Below are 13,621 nucleotides of genomic sequence, written 5' to 3'. Positions count from 1 at the left end.
GGACCCACGCCGTCGGCCGCGCGACCGATCGGGCGAGCCCCGCCGACGTGGACCCCCGCCGCGGGCAGCACCTCGAGCCCGGTCGGGAGGGCGGCCCTCGTCGACGACCGGTCGACGGCCGGGTCGGCACCGCCGAGCACGCACGAGGGGCCCGGGACGCAGATCGCGTCCCGGGCCCCTCCGGCTGTGTGCCGCGGGTGTTACCGCGCCCCTCCCGGGACGTCGACCGGTGGTGCCGTGAACGGCGCCGCGTAGTTCGTCGTCCGCAGGACCGACGGGTCGACGACCGGCACCTCCCACACGTCGCCCGCGCCATCGGGGTCGATGGTCTGACCCCGGCCGAGGAAGGCCGCCACCTGCGCCTGCGCCTGGGCCGTGGCCGTGGGGTTCGCGGCCAGCGGCGAGGTCAGGAAGCTGTGCGGGTTCTCCGCCGCGGCCGGCGTCCGGTCGTTGCGGTACAGGCTGGTGCGCCCGAAAAGGTTGCCCGCGTCGACGATGGTGTACGAGGTCGGGTTGGGCACCGTCCGGTCACCGAAGGCCACCTGGACGATCGCCCGGTCGGGGCGGATCAGCGGCGCGTAGGTCTCCGGCTGACCGGAGCGGGCCAGCCACGTCGCGTCGGCCAGGTACTGCTGGATGGCCAGTGCGCCCGGGTAGTCCGCCGTCACCGGCGGGTCGTCGCGCAACGGCAGCTCCTCGGTGAAGGGCCCACCCGGGCCCCCGTTGAGCAGACCGGCCGCGGCCAGCGCCGGCGCGGCGCTGGAGCCCCGGAAGGTCGGCGACAGCCGGGTGATCTCGGTGATCGGGCCGCCCGGCACGTTGAGCACCGCACGGGCCACGGTCGGGTCCGCACCGGCGACCATGGTGCCGTAGATGCCGCCGAAGCTCTGCCCGAAGTAGGTCACGTCCCGGCCGGCCAGGTCGGCGGTCCCGTTGCCGTCGGCGTCGGTGCCGCCGAGCGCGCGGACCAGGCTCATGACGTCAGCCGCGGTCTGCCGCAGCGCGTCGCGGTTGGTCTGGGCGGCCGACTGACCGGTGGCCGACGAGCCCTCGGTGGCGGCGATGGCGCCGTCGCCGTTCTGGTCGAAGCCGCGGCCGTAGGACGGGAACTCCGCGGTCCGGCCACCGCTGGTGACCACCCAGGCGCTCTCCGGCCCGAAGCCGTGGCCGACCACGTTGGTGCCGATGGTCGCCAGGCCCTGCGTGGCGTTGGTGCGCGCCGCGGCGAAGACCGCCGCCGTCGAGCTGCCGAAGCCGTGCCCGAAGACGGCGGTCGGCCAGCCCTGGGCGGGCGTCGCGCCAGGCGGCAGGACGGCGACGAAGGGCAGCCGCTCGCTCTCGACGACCCGCGGCCCGGCGTCACCGGTGGGGGTCGGCGGGATGACGACGTCGTCGGTCAGCCAGGACGGCGCGAGGTAGGAGCCGAAGACCAGCCGGGCACCGTCGGGCAGGGCGGCCACCGAGGTGGTCGGGCTGAGCGGGCCGGTGACGCCGGGGGCGGCGGCGGCATCGACGCGCAGGCCGACGGTGGTGCCGGCGTCCTTGGTGAACACCTGCTCGACCTGCAGGCCGCGCGTGGGGATGCCGGCCGACGTGGCGGCCGAGCCGCTGTCGATCTGCTGGCGGATGTCGAGCAGGCCGTCGGTGGCACTGTGGGTGGTGAAGGTGTCCAGCACGCCCTTGTTCTGCGGGCCGGCACGCAGCTGCAGCCGGTAGGTGGTGCCCGGGGCGAGCTGGCGCTCGGGGTGGGCGTACAGCGTGTTGGTCGCCGGGTCCCAGACCACGCGGTCGACGCCGACCTCGAAGCTGCCACGGGTCTGCCGGATGCTGATCCGCTCCGCGGTGGCCGCCGGGTCGACCGGCCCGTCGAACTGGATGGCCAGCCGTGGGTCGAGGTCGAAGCCGTCCAGCTTGTTGAGCTCGATGTCCAGGCCGCAGCGGACGGCGTTGACGTCGGCGCCCTGGCACTGGTCGAGCGGCAGGTCCACCCGCAGCCCGGTGAGCTGGGAGCGGTCCCGCACGGTGAGCTCGTCGGAGGGGAAGAGCGAGAGGACCTCGGGGCGGACTGCAGCGGCCGAGGCCGGTGCCGCAGTGACCGAGATGGTGGCCGCGAGGGCCAGTGTGCCGAGGACCGAGACGGTCGTCCGGCGCCAGCGTCGTTGCTGCACGCGAACTCCAAGGTGGGTGAGGGTGACACCTCTTGGTACGTGAGCGTGGCTCAGATCACAAGGCGATCACGGGAAGCGCCAGGCCAACGCCGTGCCGGGACGCCCCGGCCCGGCGTGGCGACACGGCTGCGGCCGTCAGCCGGCGAGGTCGACCCTCGGGCGCAGACCCGCGCCGTCCTCGTGCACGCCCTCGCCCCACTCGCGGTGCTCGGTCAGCCAGGCGGCGTGCAGCCGGGTGGTCGGCTCGACGAGTGCGGGCACGGGGAACGGCCGGTCAGTTCGCCATGTCGACGAAGCGGCTGTAGTGGCCCTGGAAGGCGACCGTGACGTTCGCGGTGGGGCCGTTGCGGTGCTTGACCAGCATGATGTCGGCCTCGCCGGCCCGCGGGGACTCCTTCTCGTACATGTCCTCGCGGTGGATCATCATCACCATGTCGGCGTCCTGCTCGATCGAGCCGGACTCACGGAGGTCGGAGAGCATCGGCTTCTTGTCCTGACGCTGCTCCGACCCACGGTTCAGCTGCGACATGGCGATGACCGGCAGCTCGAGCTCCTTGGCCAGCAGCTTCAGCGCACGGGAGAACTCCGAGACCTCCTGCTGGCGGCTCTCGACCTTCTTGCCCGAGGTCATCAGCTGGAGGTAGTCGATGACGATCAGCTTGAGGTCGTTGCGCTGCTTGAGCCGCCGGGCCTTGGCCCGGATCTCCATCATCGTCATGTTCGGGGAGTCGTCGATGTAGAGCGGGGCGTCGGCGATCTCGCCCATCCGGCGGGCCAGCTTCGACCAGTCCTCGTCGGAGAGGGTGCCGGCGCGCATGTGGTGCAGCGGCACCTTCGCCTCGGCCGACAGCAGCCGCATGGTGATCTCGTGCTTGCTCATCTCGAGCGAGAAGATCGCCGCGGGCAGGTGGTGCTTGACCGTGGCCGAGCGGGCGATGTCGAGGCCCAAGGTGCTCTTGCCGACACCGGGGCGGGCGGCGATGACCACCATCTGGCCGGCCTGCAGGCCGTTGGTCAGCTCGTCGAGGTCGCGGATGCCGGTGGGCACACCGCGGGCGGTGCCGCCGCGGGAGGCGATCGCGTCCAGCTCGTCCATCGTCGGCTGCAGGACGTCCTCGAGGCGGGAGTAGTCCTCGCTCATCCGCTTCTCGGTGACGTCGTAGATCTCCTGCTGCGCGCGGTCGACGATGTCGTCGACGTCGCCCTTGCCGCCGGCCGCGCCGTAGCCCAGCTGGACCACGCGGGTGCCGGCCTCGACCAGGCGCCGCAGGACGGCCTGCTCGGCGACGATCGCGGCGTAGTAGCCGGCGTTGGCGGCGGTCGGGGTGGAGGCGATCAGCGTGTGCAGGTAGACCGCGCCGCCCATCTTGGACAGCTGGTCGGTGCGGTTGAGCTCGGCGGCGACGGTGATCGCGTCGGCGGGCTCACCGCGGCCGTACAGGTCGAGGATCACGTCGAAGACGACCTGGTGGGCCGGCCGGTAGAAGTCGGGGCCGGCGAGGACCTCGACGACGTCGGCGATCGCGTCCTTGCTCATCAGCATGCCGCCGAGCACCGACTGCTCCGCGGCGACGTCCTGCGGGGGCTGCCGGTCGTACTCCGGAGCCGTGACCCTCGGCCTGCTGATGTCGTCGACGACCGCCACGCTGATGTCCCCCTCGTCCCGTCGCGCCCCGGGGCCGGAGGCCCCTGCGCGACGCGTCCCACTCGTTCGCACAGCTCGAACAGCTGTTCGCACAACAGCTACCACCGGGCGCCGACAGTTCGCGCCCGGCGGTGGCTGGGGGAGACGTTAGGAAGCGGGCGGGGCCCGCGTCCAACACCGCTGTGCACGCCCTTCTGCACAACTTGTGGACAAGTCGGTGGACGGAGGCGGTCACCGTGTGGAGACCGCGGGGGACCCGCGGTCGTCGTGTCGCCGCCACCCGCCCGTCACCTGCGCAGCGGCCGTGCCCAGGGTGTGGACGGAAGAAATCCGGCAACTCGCCGGACCCCCGACCTCCCGGGCGTGTCGCGGGATCCTCCCTGGTCACACGCGTAACCGGCGACACCTGGCCCGGTGCCCTGCACCACAGCGGCGCCGCCGCACCGTCGTGCGCACGGCACTCCCGACGGCTGCGGGGTTCACCTGCCGTCCACGGGCGGGCCGGCCGCCGTGTCGACACCGGCGCCCGGTCAGCGGGGGTCCACCGGACCTCTCTGCGGCCTCCTGGGGAGCTGCAGCGGCGTCCGGGTCCAACCTGCTGGGGTGGTGCTGTGGAGAACGGGGTGCGGCGACTCAGCCCGCTCCACCCGGGAACGCCACGAGGGGCGCCGGACCGGAGTCCGACGCCCCTCGTGGGCGGTGCACGCCCCCTCAGGGGGCGCCTCGATCAGCCTGCGACGACGTCCAGGGTCACCGGGACGGTGACCTCCGGGTGGACCCGCACCGTGACGGTGTGGGTGCCGACGCTCTTGATGCTGCTGGGCAGCTCGATGCGGCGGCGGTCCAGCTCCGGGCCACCGGCGGCGGAGACCGCGGCGGCGACGTCGGCGGTGGTGATCCGGCCGAAGAGCCGGCCACCGTCACCCGAGCGGGCGGGCAGCGTGACGGTCAGCCCGGAGAGCCGACCGGCGACCGCCTGGGCCTCCTCGAGCGTGCGCACGTCGCGGGCCGCGCGGGCCCGGCGCAGGCTCTGCACCTGCTTCTCGGCACCACGGGTGGCCAGCATGGCCAGCCCGCGGGGCAGGAGGTAGTTGCGGGCGTACCCGCCCTTGACCTCGACGGTGTCGCCGGAGGACCCGAGACCGGTGACCTCCTGCGTGAGGATCAGCTTCATGGTGCTCATGATCAGCGCGCCGTGGAGGTGTAGGGCAGCAGTGCCATCTCGCGGCTGTTCTTCACGGCCACGGCGACGTCACGCTGGTGCTGGCTGCAGTTGCCGCTGACGCGGCGGGCACGGATCTTGCCGCGGTCGGAGATGAACTTCCGCAGCAGGGTCGTGTCCTTGTAGTCGATGTAGGTCGCCTTGTCCTTGCAGAACTGGCAGACCTTCTTCTTGATCTTGCGGGGGGGAGGCTTGGGCACGTGGGGTTCTCCTGAGAGAGGCGTTCAGAGATGTCTTGTTCGGCCCCCTCGCAGGGCCCCGCGCCGCGCGGAGCGTGGCGTGGGGGGCGAGGGGGTCCTTCATCAGAAAGGGGGTTCGTCGGAGGACGCCGGCGGGGTCGACCAGGGGTCGCTGGCTCCGCCACCGGAGAAGCCGCCACCGCCGCCGCTGTTGCCGCCGCCGCCGAACCCACCGCCGCCGCCACCCTCGCTGCGGGCAGCTCGGGTGACCTTGGCGGTGGCGTACCGCAGGGAGGGGCCGATCTCGTCGACCTCCAGCTCGATGACGGTGCGCTTCTCGCCTTCCTTCGTGTCGAAGGAACGCTGCTTCAGCCGGCCCGAGACGATGACCCGCGAACCGCGGGTGAGCGACTCGGCGACGTTCTCCGCCGCCTGACGCCAGACGTTGCACCGGAGGAACAGCGCCTCGCCGTCCTTCCACTCCTGCGACTGACGGTCGAAGGTGCGGGGGGTGGAGGCGACGGTGAAGTTGGCGACGGCGGCGCCGGACGGGGTGAACCGCAGCTCCGGGTCGGCCGTCAGGTTCCCGATGACGGTGATGACGGTCTCGCCGGCCATGGTCAGTGGACCTCGGGCCGCATCAGCTTGGTGCGCAGGATGGACTCGTTGAGGTTCAGCTGACGGTCCAGCTCGGCGACGGCGGCCGGCTCGGCCTGGATGTCGACGATGGCGTAGATGCCCTCGGCGTTCTTCTTGATCTCGTAGGCCAGCCGACGGCGGCCCCAGATCTCGGTCTTGACGGTGCCACCGGAGTTGGTGACGACGGTCAGGAAACGGTCCAGGCTGGGAGCGATGGTCCGCTCCTCGAGCTCGGGATCGAGGATGATCATCAGTTCGTAGTGACGCACGGAGAACCCCACCTCCTCTGGTCTCAGCGGCCGCAGTACATCTGCAGCAGGAGGGTCGTACACGCGTCGCGCGCCCGGACCTGCAGGCAGCAGGAGAGGACGCGCACCGGACAGGCTACCAGCGCCCTGGACACCCCGGATGCGTCGGACCGGCGATCTACGCTCCCCGGGTGACCGAACAGCTGATCGGCGTGCACGTCGGACCGGGCCTGACCGAGGACGGCGAGCTGGACGACGGCGGCCCGCTGGCCCGCGCCGCGGAGCTGGACGCCGACGCCGTCCAGGTGTTCCTCGCCGACCCGCAGGGCTGGAAGGCACCGGCGCCGCGCCCGGACGCGGAGGCGCTGCTCGGCTCCGACGTCGCCGTCTTCGTGCACGCCCCGTACGTGCTCAACGTCGCCTCCACCAACAACCGGATCCGCATCCCCAGCCGCAAACTGCTCGGCCAGCACGCGCATGCCTCGGCCGCGATCGGCGCAGCCGGCATGGTCGTGCACGGCGGGCACGTGCTCGCCAAGGACGACCCCGCGACAGGGGTGGACAACTGGCGCAAGACCTTCGCCCGGCAGGCCGACGAGGGCGGCTTCGGCGTCCCGGTGCTGATCGAGAACACCGCCGGCGGCGACAACGCGATGGCCCGCGAGCTCGACGCCCTCGCCCGGCTGTGGGAGGCGGTGGGGGAGTTCGACGCGGGCTTCGTGCTCGACACCTGCCACGCCTGGGCGGCCGGCTGGGACCTGGCCCGGGTGGTGGACGACGTCCGGGCGGTCACCGGCCGGATCGACCTGGTGCACCTGAACAACAGCCGCGACCCGGCCGGGTCCGGGCGGGACCGGCACGCCCCCCTGGGCGCCGGGGAGATCCCGACCGAGCTGCTGGTGGAGGTCGCCCGCACCGCCGGCGCCCCCGTCGTCCTGGAGACCCCCGGCGACCCCGCCGCTCACGCCGAGGAGATCGCGCTCCTGCGCTCGGCGCTCGCCGGCTGAGCCCGCCCCCACCGCCGGGGCAGCACCCACCGGTCGGGGGCACCGTCCAGGACGCCGCCGGCGGGGTCGTCGGTGCCGGGCCAGCTGCGGCGCACCAGGTCGGCGTCGGGCTGCCAGACCTCCCGCACCACCAGGGCCATCAGGACGACGACGGCGACGTCCCGGACGGCGACGGACAGGTAGAACCACTCGACGCCGATGCCGCGGTTGTCCGCGCCCAGGTAGTACAGGAGCGTCGTCCCCCAGACCAGCGCCTCCGTCGCCTGCCACAGCAGCAGCGAACGCCACCTCGGGCGGGCGAGCACCGCCAGCGGCAGCAGCCACAGCGAGTACTGCGGGCTCCACACCTTGTTCAGCAGCAGGAAGGCCGCGACCAGCAGGAACACCAGCTGGGGGAGGCGGGGGCGGAGTGGGGCGGCCAGCGCCAGCCACGCCACCCCGGCCGCGCACAGCAGCAGCAGCACCGCCACCGTCGCGTTGAGCACCGAGGGCGCCTCGCCCTCGGCGAGCGGGCCGTCGAGGAACTCGGGGAAGGAGTGCAGGGCGATCGCCCAGATGCTCTCCGGGTTGGCCGGGCGGACGTCGCTGAAGGTGAAGAAGCGGGCCCAGTTCTCCGGCGCCAGCAGCGCGATCGGCAGGTTCACCGCCAGCCAGGCCAGACCCGCGGCGACGGTCGTCGACAGCCAGGGCCGCAGCCGCCCGGCCCGCAGGCACAGCACGAAGAGCACGCCCAGCACGATCACCGGGTAGAGCTTGGCGGCCACCCCGAGCCCGATCAGCACCCCGGCGAGCACCGGGTGCCGCCGGGCCCACGCCCACGTGCCGAGCGTGGTCAGCGCGACGGCCAGCAGGTCCCAGTTGGTGAAGGCGTGCACGAACAGCAGCGGGGACAGCGCCACCATCGCCGTGTCCCAGGGGCGCCGGCCGGCCAGCCCCAGGACGCCGCGGGTGACCAGCAGCGCGAGCGCGGAGAGCAGCAGGCAGGTCACCACGTAGAAGCTCAGCACCGGGGTGGCCTCCGGCAGCGGGCCCAGGCCCGCGGCCAGGTCGTCCCACGCGCGGGCGATCACCGCGGACAGCTGCATCAGGCCACCGGTGAGCACCGGGTACTCGACGGCGGAGTCGAGGTAGGGGACGGCGCCCTCGTCCAGCCCGTGGATGCCGAACAGCGGGACGGCGTCGTTGTAGCAGAGGTGGGTGTACTGCTTGCTGCCCGTCCAGTTGCCGTCCGCGCACGGCGCCTGCTTGGCCCAGGCCAGGGCGAGCACCGCGACGGTGAAGAGCAGGCACACCCGCAGCGGCGTCCAGAACAGCGCCCGCCCGGTCACCGCGTGCCGCCCCCACGGGCCGCCGACGGCCTCGCTGGCCTGGGCGACGACCGGGTCGGCCCAGCTCGGGACGACGCGATCGGGCCACGGCGGCGCGGCGACCCGCGGCACCGGCGGGACCGGCCGCACCGACGCGACGGGCCCGTCCTCCGGGAGATCGGAGGACGGGCCCGTCGGTGGTGCGGTCACGCGGTCAGTCTGCCCGGCAGCGTCAGTTGTTCGGCTGGCCGGGGACCGGTACTCCCGGCGAACACGTCGCCGGCGCGGGCGACTGGGTGCAGGGGTTCGGCTGCGGCTGGTTCGGCTGCGGACTCTGGTTCGCCGCGGACGACCGGCTCGCCTCAGCCGACCGCCGGGCCTCCTCGGCCAGCTGCGCGGCCCGCTCGGCCTCCTGCCGGGCCCGCTCCCGGGCCCGCGCCTCGGCGCCACCGTCGTCCACGGTCGTCGGGGTGGCCTGCGCCTCGCTGGTCGACGCGGGGGCCTCCGTGGTCGGCTCCGGGATGCTCTTGTCCGGGTCGCCCTTGATCAGCGCCTTGGACGGGAGCGGCTCCTCCGGGGTGCCCTCGAGCACCGTGTCCATGAACTGCTGCCAGATCTCACCCGGCAGCCCCGAGCCGTAGATGATCCGGCCCGCGGCGTTCTCGATGGCCCCGGTCCCCTTCGACCCGATCCACACCGCGGTCGAGATCGACGGGGTGTACCCGACCATCCACGCGTCGGAGTTGTCGGTCCGGTTGGCCCCCTGGGTGCCGGTCTTGGCCGCCACCGGCCGGTCGCCGTCCAGCGGGAGCTTCGAGGACTCGGCGACGTCCTCCAGGGCGAAGGTCACGTCGCTGGCCACGTCGGCCGGGATGGCCTGCTCCGAGGCGGTCGAGCCGGTGCCCAGGACGTTGCCGTCGCTGCCGGCCACCGAGGCGACGAAGTGGGTGTTGTGCCGGACGCCGCCCGCGGCGAAGGTGGCGAACCCGGCGGCCTGCTGGATCGGCCGGACCGGGTACTCGCCGATGCCGATCGAGCCACCGGTGTCGTTGGTCGTCGGGATGCTCAGCGTGTCGAACCCGGTCAGGTCCGTGGGCACCGTGGGGTCGTTCCGCTCCGGGTCCCACTTCTCGGGGATGCCGGCGATCCGCCGGGCGGTCTCCGCCACCAGCTCCGGGCCCACCTCGTAGGCCAGACCGTAGAAGGTGGTGTTCAGCGACCTGGTCATCGCCTCCTTGAGCGTGCAGTTGGCGCACTGGGCGTTGCCGGAGTTGACCACCGGCAGCCCGGGCCGGTCATCGAACTCCTGCGGGGAGGTGCCGTCGCGGCGCGTGTCCACGCTGTAGCCGTTCATCAGCGCGGCGGCGAGCGTGTAGGGCTTGAACGACGAGCCCGGGGCCTTGAGCGCCTGGGCGTAGTCGGTGGTGTCGACGTTCGGGTCGTCGCTGCTGGCCTGGGCGTTGCCGTAGTAGGCCATCACCCCGCCGGTCTTGGGGTCGATCGCGACCAGCGCCTGCTCCAGGTTCCCCGGCTCGCCGGCCATCACCTCGTTCACCGCGGCGACCGCGGCGTCCTGCTTGGCCTTGTCCACGGTCGTGGTGATCCGCAGGCCGCCGGTGTAGATGTCGTCGTCGTCGTAGCTGAACGGCGACTTCCGCAGCTCGGCGATGACCTGCCGGACGATGTGCCCCTCCGGGCCGGCCGGGATGCCGGCGCTGCTGCCGGTCCTCGGCAGCACCGGCGGGTAGACCGCCGCGGCGCGGGCTGCGGAGTCCATCCAGCCCTGCTCCACCATGGCGTCGAGCACCAGGCCCCAGCGCTTCTGCGCGCCCTCCGGGTTGCTCTCCGGGTCGTTGGCCGCCGGGTTGCGGATCAGCACGGCGAGGACGGCGCCCTGCTCGGGGGTGAGCTGCGCGGCCGGCACACCGAAGTAGGTGTTCGCCGCCGCCTCGATGCCGTAGGCGCGGCGGCCGAAGTAGATGGTGTTCAGGTAGTTCTGGAGGATCTCGTCCTTCGAGTACTCGTTGTCCAGCTTGACCGCGAGGAAGAGCTCCTTGAACTTGCGGCTGAAGGTCTGGTCGGAGCTCAAGAACGCGTTCTTCACGTACTGCTGGGTGATCGTCGACCCACCCTGGGTGGAGCCACCGGTGAGGTTGTTCCACGCCGCGCGCACGATGCCGGTGAAGGAGATGCCGGGGTCGGAGTAGAACGCCCGGTTCTCCGCGGCCAGCACCGCGTTGCGGGCCGGCTCGGAGATCTGCTCCAGCGAGACCTCGGTGCGGTTCTCGCCGTCGTTGAGCCGGGCCATCTCGGTGACGCCGTCGGCGTAGTAGACGACCGTCGTCTGCTCGTTGGCGATCGAGTCGGGCGAGGGCACCTCGGTGGTGGCGTAGACGACGCCGACGAAGACGCCGAGCAGCACCAGCAGGCTGACGAAGGTCCCGGCGAGGACCTTCAGCAGCCGCCGCCGCTTCTGCTTGGCGGTCCGCTTCTTCTTGCCCCCGCCCGGCGGCCGGCCGCTGCCGCTGCCGCTGCTCCCGGGGCGGCGTCCGCCCGTCGGTGGCTTGACCGGCGGACGCCCGCCGCCGCCACCGGACCGGGCGGCCGGGCGCGCGCTCCCCGAGGACGAGGCGGTGGTGCGGGCACGGCCGCTGACCGCCGGGCGGCGTGCGCCGGCGGAGCTGCCACCCGCTGCCCGGGCCCGGGCCGGGGGTGGACGGCGGACCGAGCCGCCACCAGGGGTGACGCGGGCGGTCTCGTCGTGGGGAGGCACGCGGTGGCCCCTTCCTCGAGGTCGTGGGTGGGTGCGGCCGGCGAGGGGTCGCCGTGCCGGCCGCACCAGGGTGACGTCTTCAGCTGTGTGCCGGCTGCACGCGGCCCGGTGGGATCGGGCCGGTGGCATCGGGCCGGTGGCGACTACTCGGTCGCCGCCCGGCGGCGGGTCGTGCGTGGCGCCCGCCCGTGGGCCGGCTCGGCACCCCGGACGCCGGACACCAGGTGGTCGCCGCGGCAGACCCCGGCGAGGCGCGCGCGTCGCTGCAGCGCGTGGTCCACCACCGACCGTCGTCCGGGCACGGCCGCCAATGTACGCACGCCGAGGGCCTCCGTGACCTGCTCACGATGTCGACATGGGGCTGGTGGTGCGCCGGTGACCTGGCCGCTCGACTTGCGCGCCGTGCAGCGACCAGATGTATCGTCCCGATACATCGATCCCGTCGCAGGCAGATCAGGAGGTGGCACCGTGCTCGAGTTCGCCATCCTGGGTCTGCTGCAGCAGTCGCCCATGCACGGCTACGAGCTCCGCAAGGAGCTGGCCTCGGTGCTCGGCGGCCTCCGCTCCATCTCCTACGGGTCGCTGTACCCGGCGCTCAAGCGCCTGCAGGCCGCCGGGCTGATCGCCAGCGAGGAGCCCGTCCCGCGCGCGCTGCTGCCCGCCGACGCCCCGGCCCTCACCGGGCGTCGCGGGAAGGTCGTCTACGCGATCACCGCCGAGGGCAAGGAGCGCTTCGCCGACCTGGTCAGCCAGACCGGGCCCGAGGCCTACGACGACGAGGGCCGCTTCGGCGTCCACCTGGCGTTCTTCCGGCACACCGCCGCCGACGTCCGGCTGCGCATCCTCGAGGGCCGCCGGCGCACCGTCGAGCGGCAGCGCGACCGGCTCATGGACTCCCTGCGCCGCACGCAGGAGAAGCTCGACCGCTACACCCTCGAGCTGCAGCGGCACGGGCTGGACTCGGTCGACCGCGAGGTCCGCTGGCTCACCGAGCTCATCGACAGCGAGCGCGACGACGCGTCCCGGGCTCTGCAGCCACCCGCCCGGACCCCACCGGCGCAGCCACCCGCCCGGACCCCACCGGCGCAGACGCCCACACCGACCGCACCACCGAACGACGTCACCACCTGAACCACCGCACCGCCAGCAGCACCGCACCACGTCACTGCCAGCAGATCACCGCACATCGTCCGGGCCCGGTCGGGTCCGTCGGAGGGAGTCAGTCCATGGCATCGGTCAAGGTCGCCATCGTCGGCGTCGGCAACTGCGCCGCGTCGCTCGTCCAGGGCGTCGAGTACTACCGGGACGCCGACGAGACCACGTCGGTCCCCGGCCTCATGCACGTCCGTTTCGGCGACTACCACGTCTCCGACGTCCAGTTCGTCGCCGCGTTCGACGTCGACGCCAAGAAGGTCGGCCGCGACCTCTCCGAGGCCATCGTCGCCAGCGAGAACAACACCATCACGATCGCCGACGTGCCGCCGCTGGGCGTGACCGTGCAGCGCGGCACCACCCTCGACGGGCTCGGCAAGTACTACCGCGAGATCGTCGAGGAGTCCGACGAGCAGCCGGTCGACGTGGTCGCGGCGCTGCGCGAGTCCGGCGCCGACGTGCTGGTCTGCTACCTCCCGGTCGGCTCCCAGCAGGCCGCGGAGTTCTACGCCCAGGCCGCGATCGACGCCGGCGTCGCCTTCGTCAACGCGCTGCCGGTCTTCATCGCCGGCACCAAGGAGTGGGCGGACAAGTTCACCGCGGCCGGGGTGCCGATCGTCGGTGACGACATCAAGAGCCAGGTCGGCGCGACCATCACCCACCGGGTGCTGGCCAAGCTGTTCGAGGACCGCGGCGTGCAGCTGGACCGCACGATGCAGCTCAACGTCGGCGGCAACATGGACTTCAAGAACATGCTCGAGCGCGAGCGCCTGGAGTCCAAGAAGATCTCCAAGACCCAGTCGGTCACCAGCCAGGTCGACCGGGACATGGGCAAGGGCAACGTGCACATCGGCCCCTCGGACCACGTGCCGTGGCTCTCGGACCGCAAGTGGGCCTACGTGCGCCTGGAGGGCCGCGCGTTCGGCGACGTCCCGCTGAACCTGGAGTACAAGCTCGAGGTCTGGGACTCCCCGAACTCGGCCGGCATCATCATCGACGCCGTCCGCGCCGCGAAGATCGCCAAGGACCGGGGGATCGGTGGCCCGATCCTCTCCGCGTCGTCCTACTTCATGAAGAGCCCGCCGGAGCAGTACAGCGACAGCGAGGCCCGCGACGCCGTCGAGGCCTTCATCCGCGGCGACGTCGAGCGCTGACGCACCGAGCACACCCAGCACGTCACCAGAGGGGGGGGGGGGGGGGGGGGGGGGGGGGGCGGGGGGGGGGGGTGTGGGGGGTGGGGGGCGGGGGGCGGGCGGGGGGGGGGGCCCCGGCGGGCGGGGG

Annotated in this window: 13 protein-coding genes; 3 read left to right on the top strand and 10 right to left on the bottom strand. The window is 72.8% G+C overall.

All coding sequences use genetic code 11. The features are described 5' to 3' along the window. Positions 1-200: 200 nt before the first annotated feature. The 7 genes from ACJTNH_RS17090 to rpsF form a co-directional block, all read right to left on the bottom strand. The gene (locus ACJTNH_RS17090; RefSeq protein ID WP_458177783.1) at positions 201-2,168 is read right to left on the bottom strand and encodes a hypothetical protein; all 1,968 of its coding nucleotides are present in this window, start codon (positions 2,166-2,168) and stop codon (positions 201-203) included. 135 nt (positions 2,169-2,303) lie between these two features. After that, entirely contained in the window at positions 2,304-2,429 is a 126-nt protein-coding gene (locus ACJTNH_RS17085) for a hypothetical protein (RefSeq protein ID WP_458177781.1), read from the bottom strand. 13 nt (positions 2,430-2,442) lie between these two features. Continuing rightward, entirely contained in the window at positions 2,443-3,813 is a 1,371-nt protein-coding gene (dnaB, locus tag ACJTNH_RS17080; RefSeq protein WP_458177779.1) for a replicative DNA helicase, read from the bottom strand. Positions 3,814-4,540: 727 nt separating this feature from the next. Beyond that, a complete protein-coding gene (rplI, locus tag ACJTNH_RS17075; protein ID WP_458177777.1) occupies positions 4,541-4,987 on the bottom strand; it encodes a 50S ribosomal protein L9 in 447 nt (148 codons plus the stop codon). Between the two features lie 11 nt (positions 4,988-4,998). Next, positions 4,999-5,235, bottom strand: coding sequence for a 30S ribosomal protein S18 (gene rpsR / locus ACJTNH_RS17070; protein WP_036333041.1), 237 nt, complete (start codon positions 5,233-5,235; stop codon positions 4,999-5,001). A 102-nt stretch (positions 5,236-5,337) separates the two neighbouring features. Then, positions 5,338-5,832, bottom strand: a complete 495-nt coding sequence (locus ACJTNH_RS17065; RefSeq protein ID WP_458177775.1) for a single-stranded DNA-binding protein — start codon at positions 5,830-5,832, stop codon at positions 5,338-5,340. A gap of 2 nt (positions 5,833-5,834) precedes the next feature. Continuing rightward, complete coding sequence (gene rpsF, locus ACJTNH_RS17060; RefSeq protein ID WP_237491988.1) at positions 5,835-6,122, bottom strand: 30S ribosomal protein S6; 288 nt, start codon at positions 6,120-6,122, stop codon at positions 5,835-5,837. 170 nt (positions 6,123-6,292) lie between these two features. Between rpsF and ACJTNH_RS17055 the strand changes: the two genes are divergently transcribed. Then, a complete protein-coding gene (locus tag ACJTNH_RS17055; protein ID WP_458177773.1) occupies positions 6,293-7,108 on the top strand; it encodes a deoxyribonuclease IV in 816 nt (271 codons plus the stop codon). Here the strand turns inward: ACJTNH_RS17055 and ACJTNH_RS17050 are convergent. The 3 genes from ACJTNH_RS17050 to ACJTNH_RS17040 all read right to left on the bottom strand — a co-directional run bounded on the left by ACJTNH_RS17050 (position 7,063) and on the right by ACJTNH_RS17040 (position 11,490). Then, complete coding sequence (locus tag ACJTNH_RS17050) at positions 7,063-8,625, bottom strand: glycosyltransferase family 87 protein (RefSeq protein ID WP_458177771.1); 1,563 nt, start codon at positions 8,623-8,625, stop codon at positions 7,063-7,065. The genes ACJTNH_RS17055 and ACJTNH_RS17050 overlap by 46 nt on opposite strands. A gap of 22 nt (positions 8,626-8,647) precedes the next feature. After that, positions 8,648-11,188 (bottom strand): transglycosylase domain-containing protein, encoded by a 2,541-nt coding sequence (locus tag ACJTNH_RS17045; protein WP_458177769.1) that lies wholly within the window; start codon positions 11,186-11,188, stop codon positions 8,648-8,650. A gap of 143 nt (positions 11,189-11,331) precedes the next feature. After that, positions 11,332-11,490 carry a hypothetical protein gene (locus ACJTNH_RS17040; protein ID WP_458177767.1) on the bottom strand — a complete coding sequence of 53 codons (159 nt, stop codon included), beginning with the start codon at positions 11,488-11,490 and terminating at the stop codon, positions 11,332-11,334. A gap of 166 nt (positions 11,491-11,656) precedes the next feature. On the opposite strand from ACJTNH_RS17040, the gene ACJTNH_RS17035 reads away from it, so the two are divergent. Both ACJTNH_RS17035 and ACJTNH_RS17030 read left to right on the top strand, forming a co-directional pair. Next, complete coding sequence (locus ACJTNH_RS17035; RefSeq protein ID WP_458177765.1) at positions 11,657-12,319, top strand: PadR family transcriptional regulator; 663 nt, start codon at positions 11,657-11,659, stop codon at positions 12,317-12,319. A 95-nt stretch (positions 12,320-12,414) separates the two neighbouring features. Beyond that, positions 12,415-13,494, top strand: coding sequence for an inositol-3-phosphate synthase (locus ACJTNH_RS17030; RefSeq protein WP_458177763.1), 1,080 nt, complete (start codon positions 12,415-12,417; stop codon positions 13,492-13,494). The last annotated feature ends 127 nt before the right edge of the window (positions 13,495-13,621 follow it).

Source organism: Modestobacter lacusdianchii, assembly GCF_054177765.1.
Note: the sequence above shows the minus strand (reverse complement) of the source record. Positions and strands in the feature narration are given on the sequence as shown.

Excerpts from the sequence above, each read along its gene's own strand:
- ACJTNH_RS17030 (WP_458177763.1), top strand. The coding sequence starts at position 12,415 with ATGGCATCGGTCAAGGTCGCCATCGTCGGCGTCGGCAACTGCGCCGCG.
- ACJTNH_RS17065 (WP_458177775.1), bottom strand. The coding sequence starts at position 5,832 with ATGGCCGGCGAGACCGTCATCACCGTCATCGGGAACCTGACGGCCGAC.
- rplI (WP_458177777.1), bottom strand. The coding sequence starts at position 4,987 with ATGAAGCTGATCCTCACGCAGGAGGTCACCGGTCTCGGGTCCTCCGGC.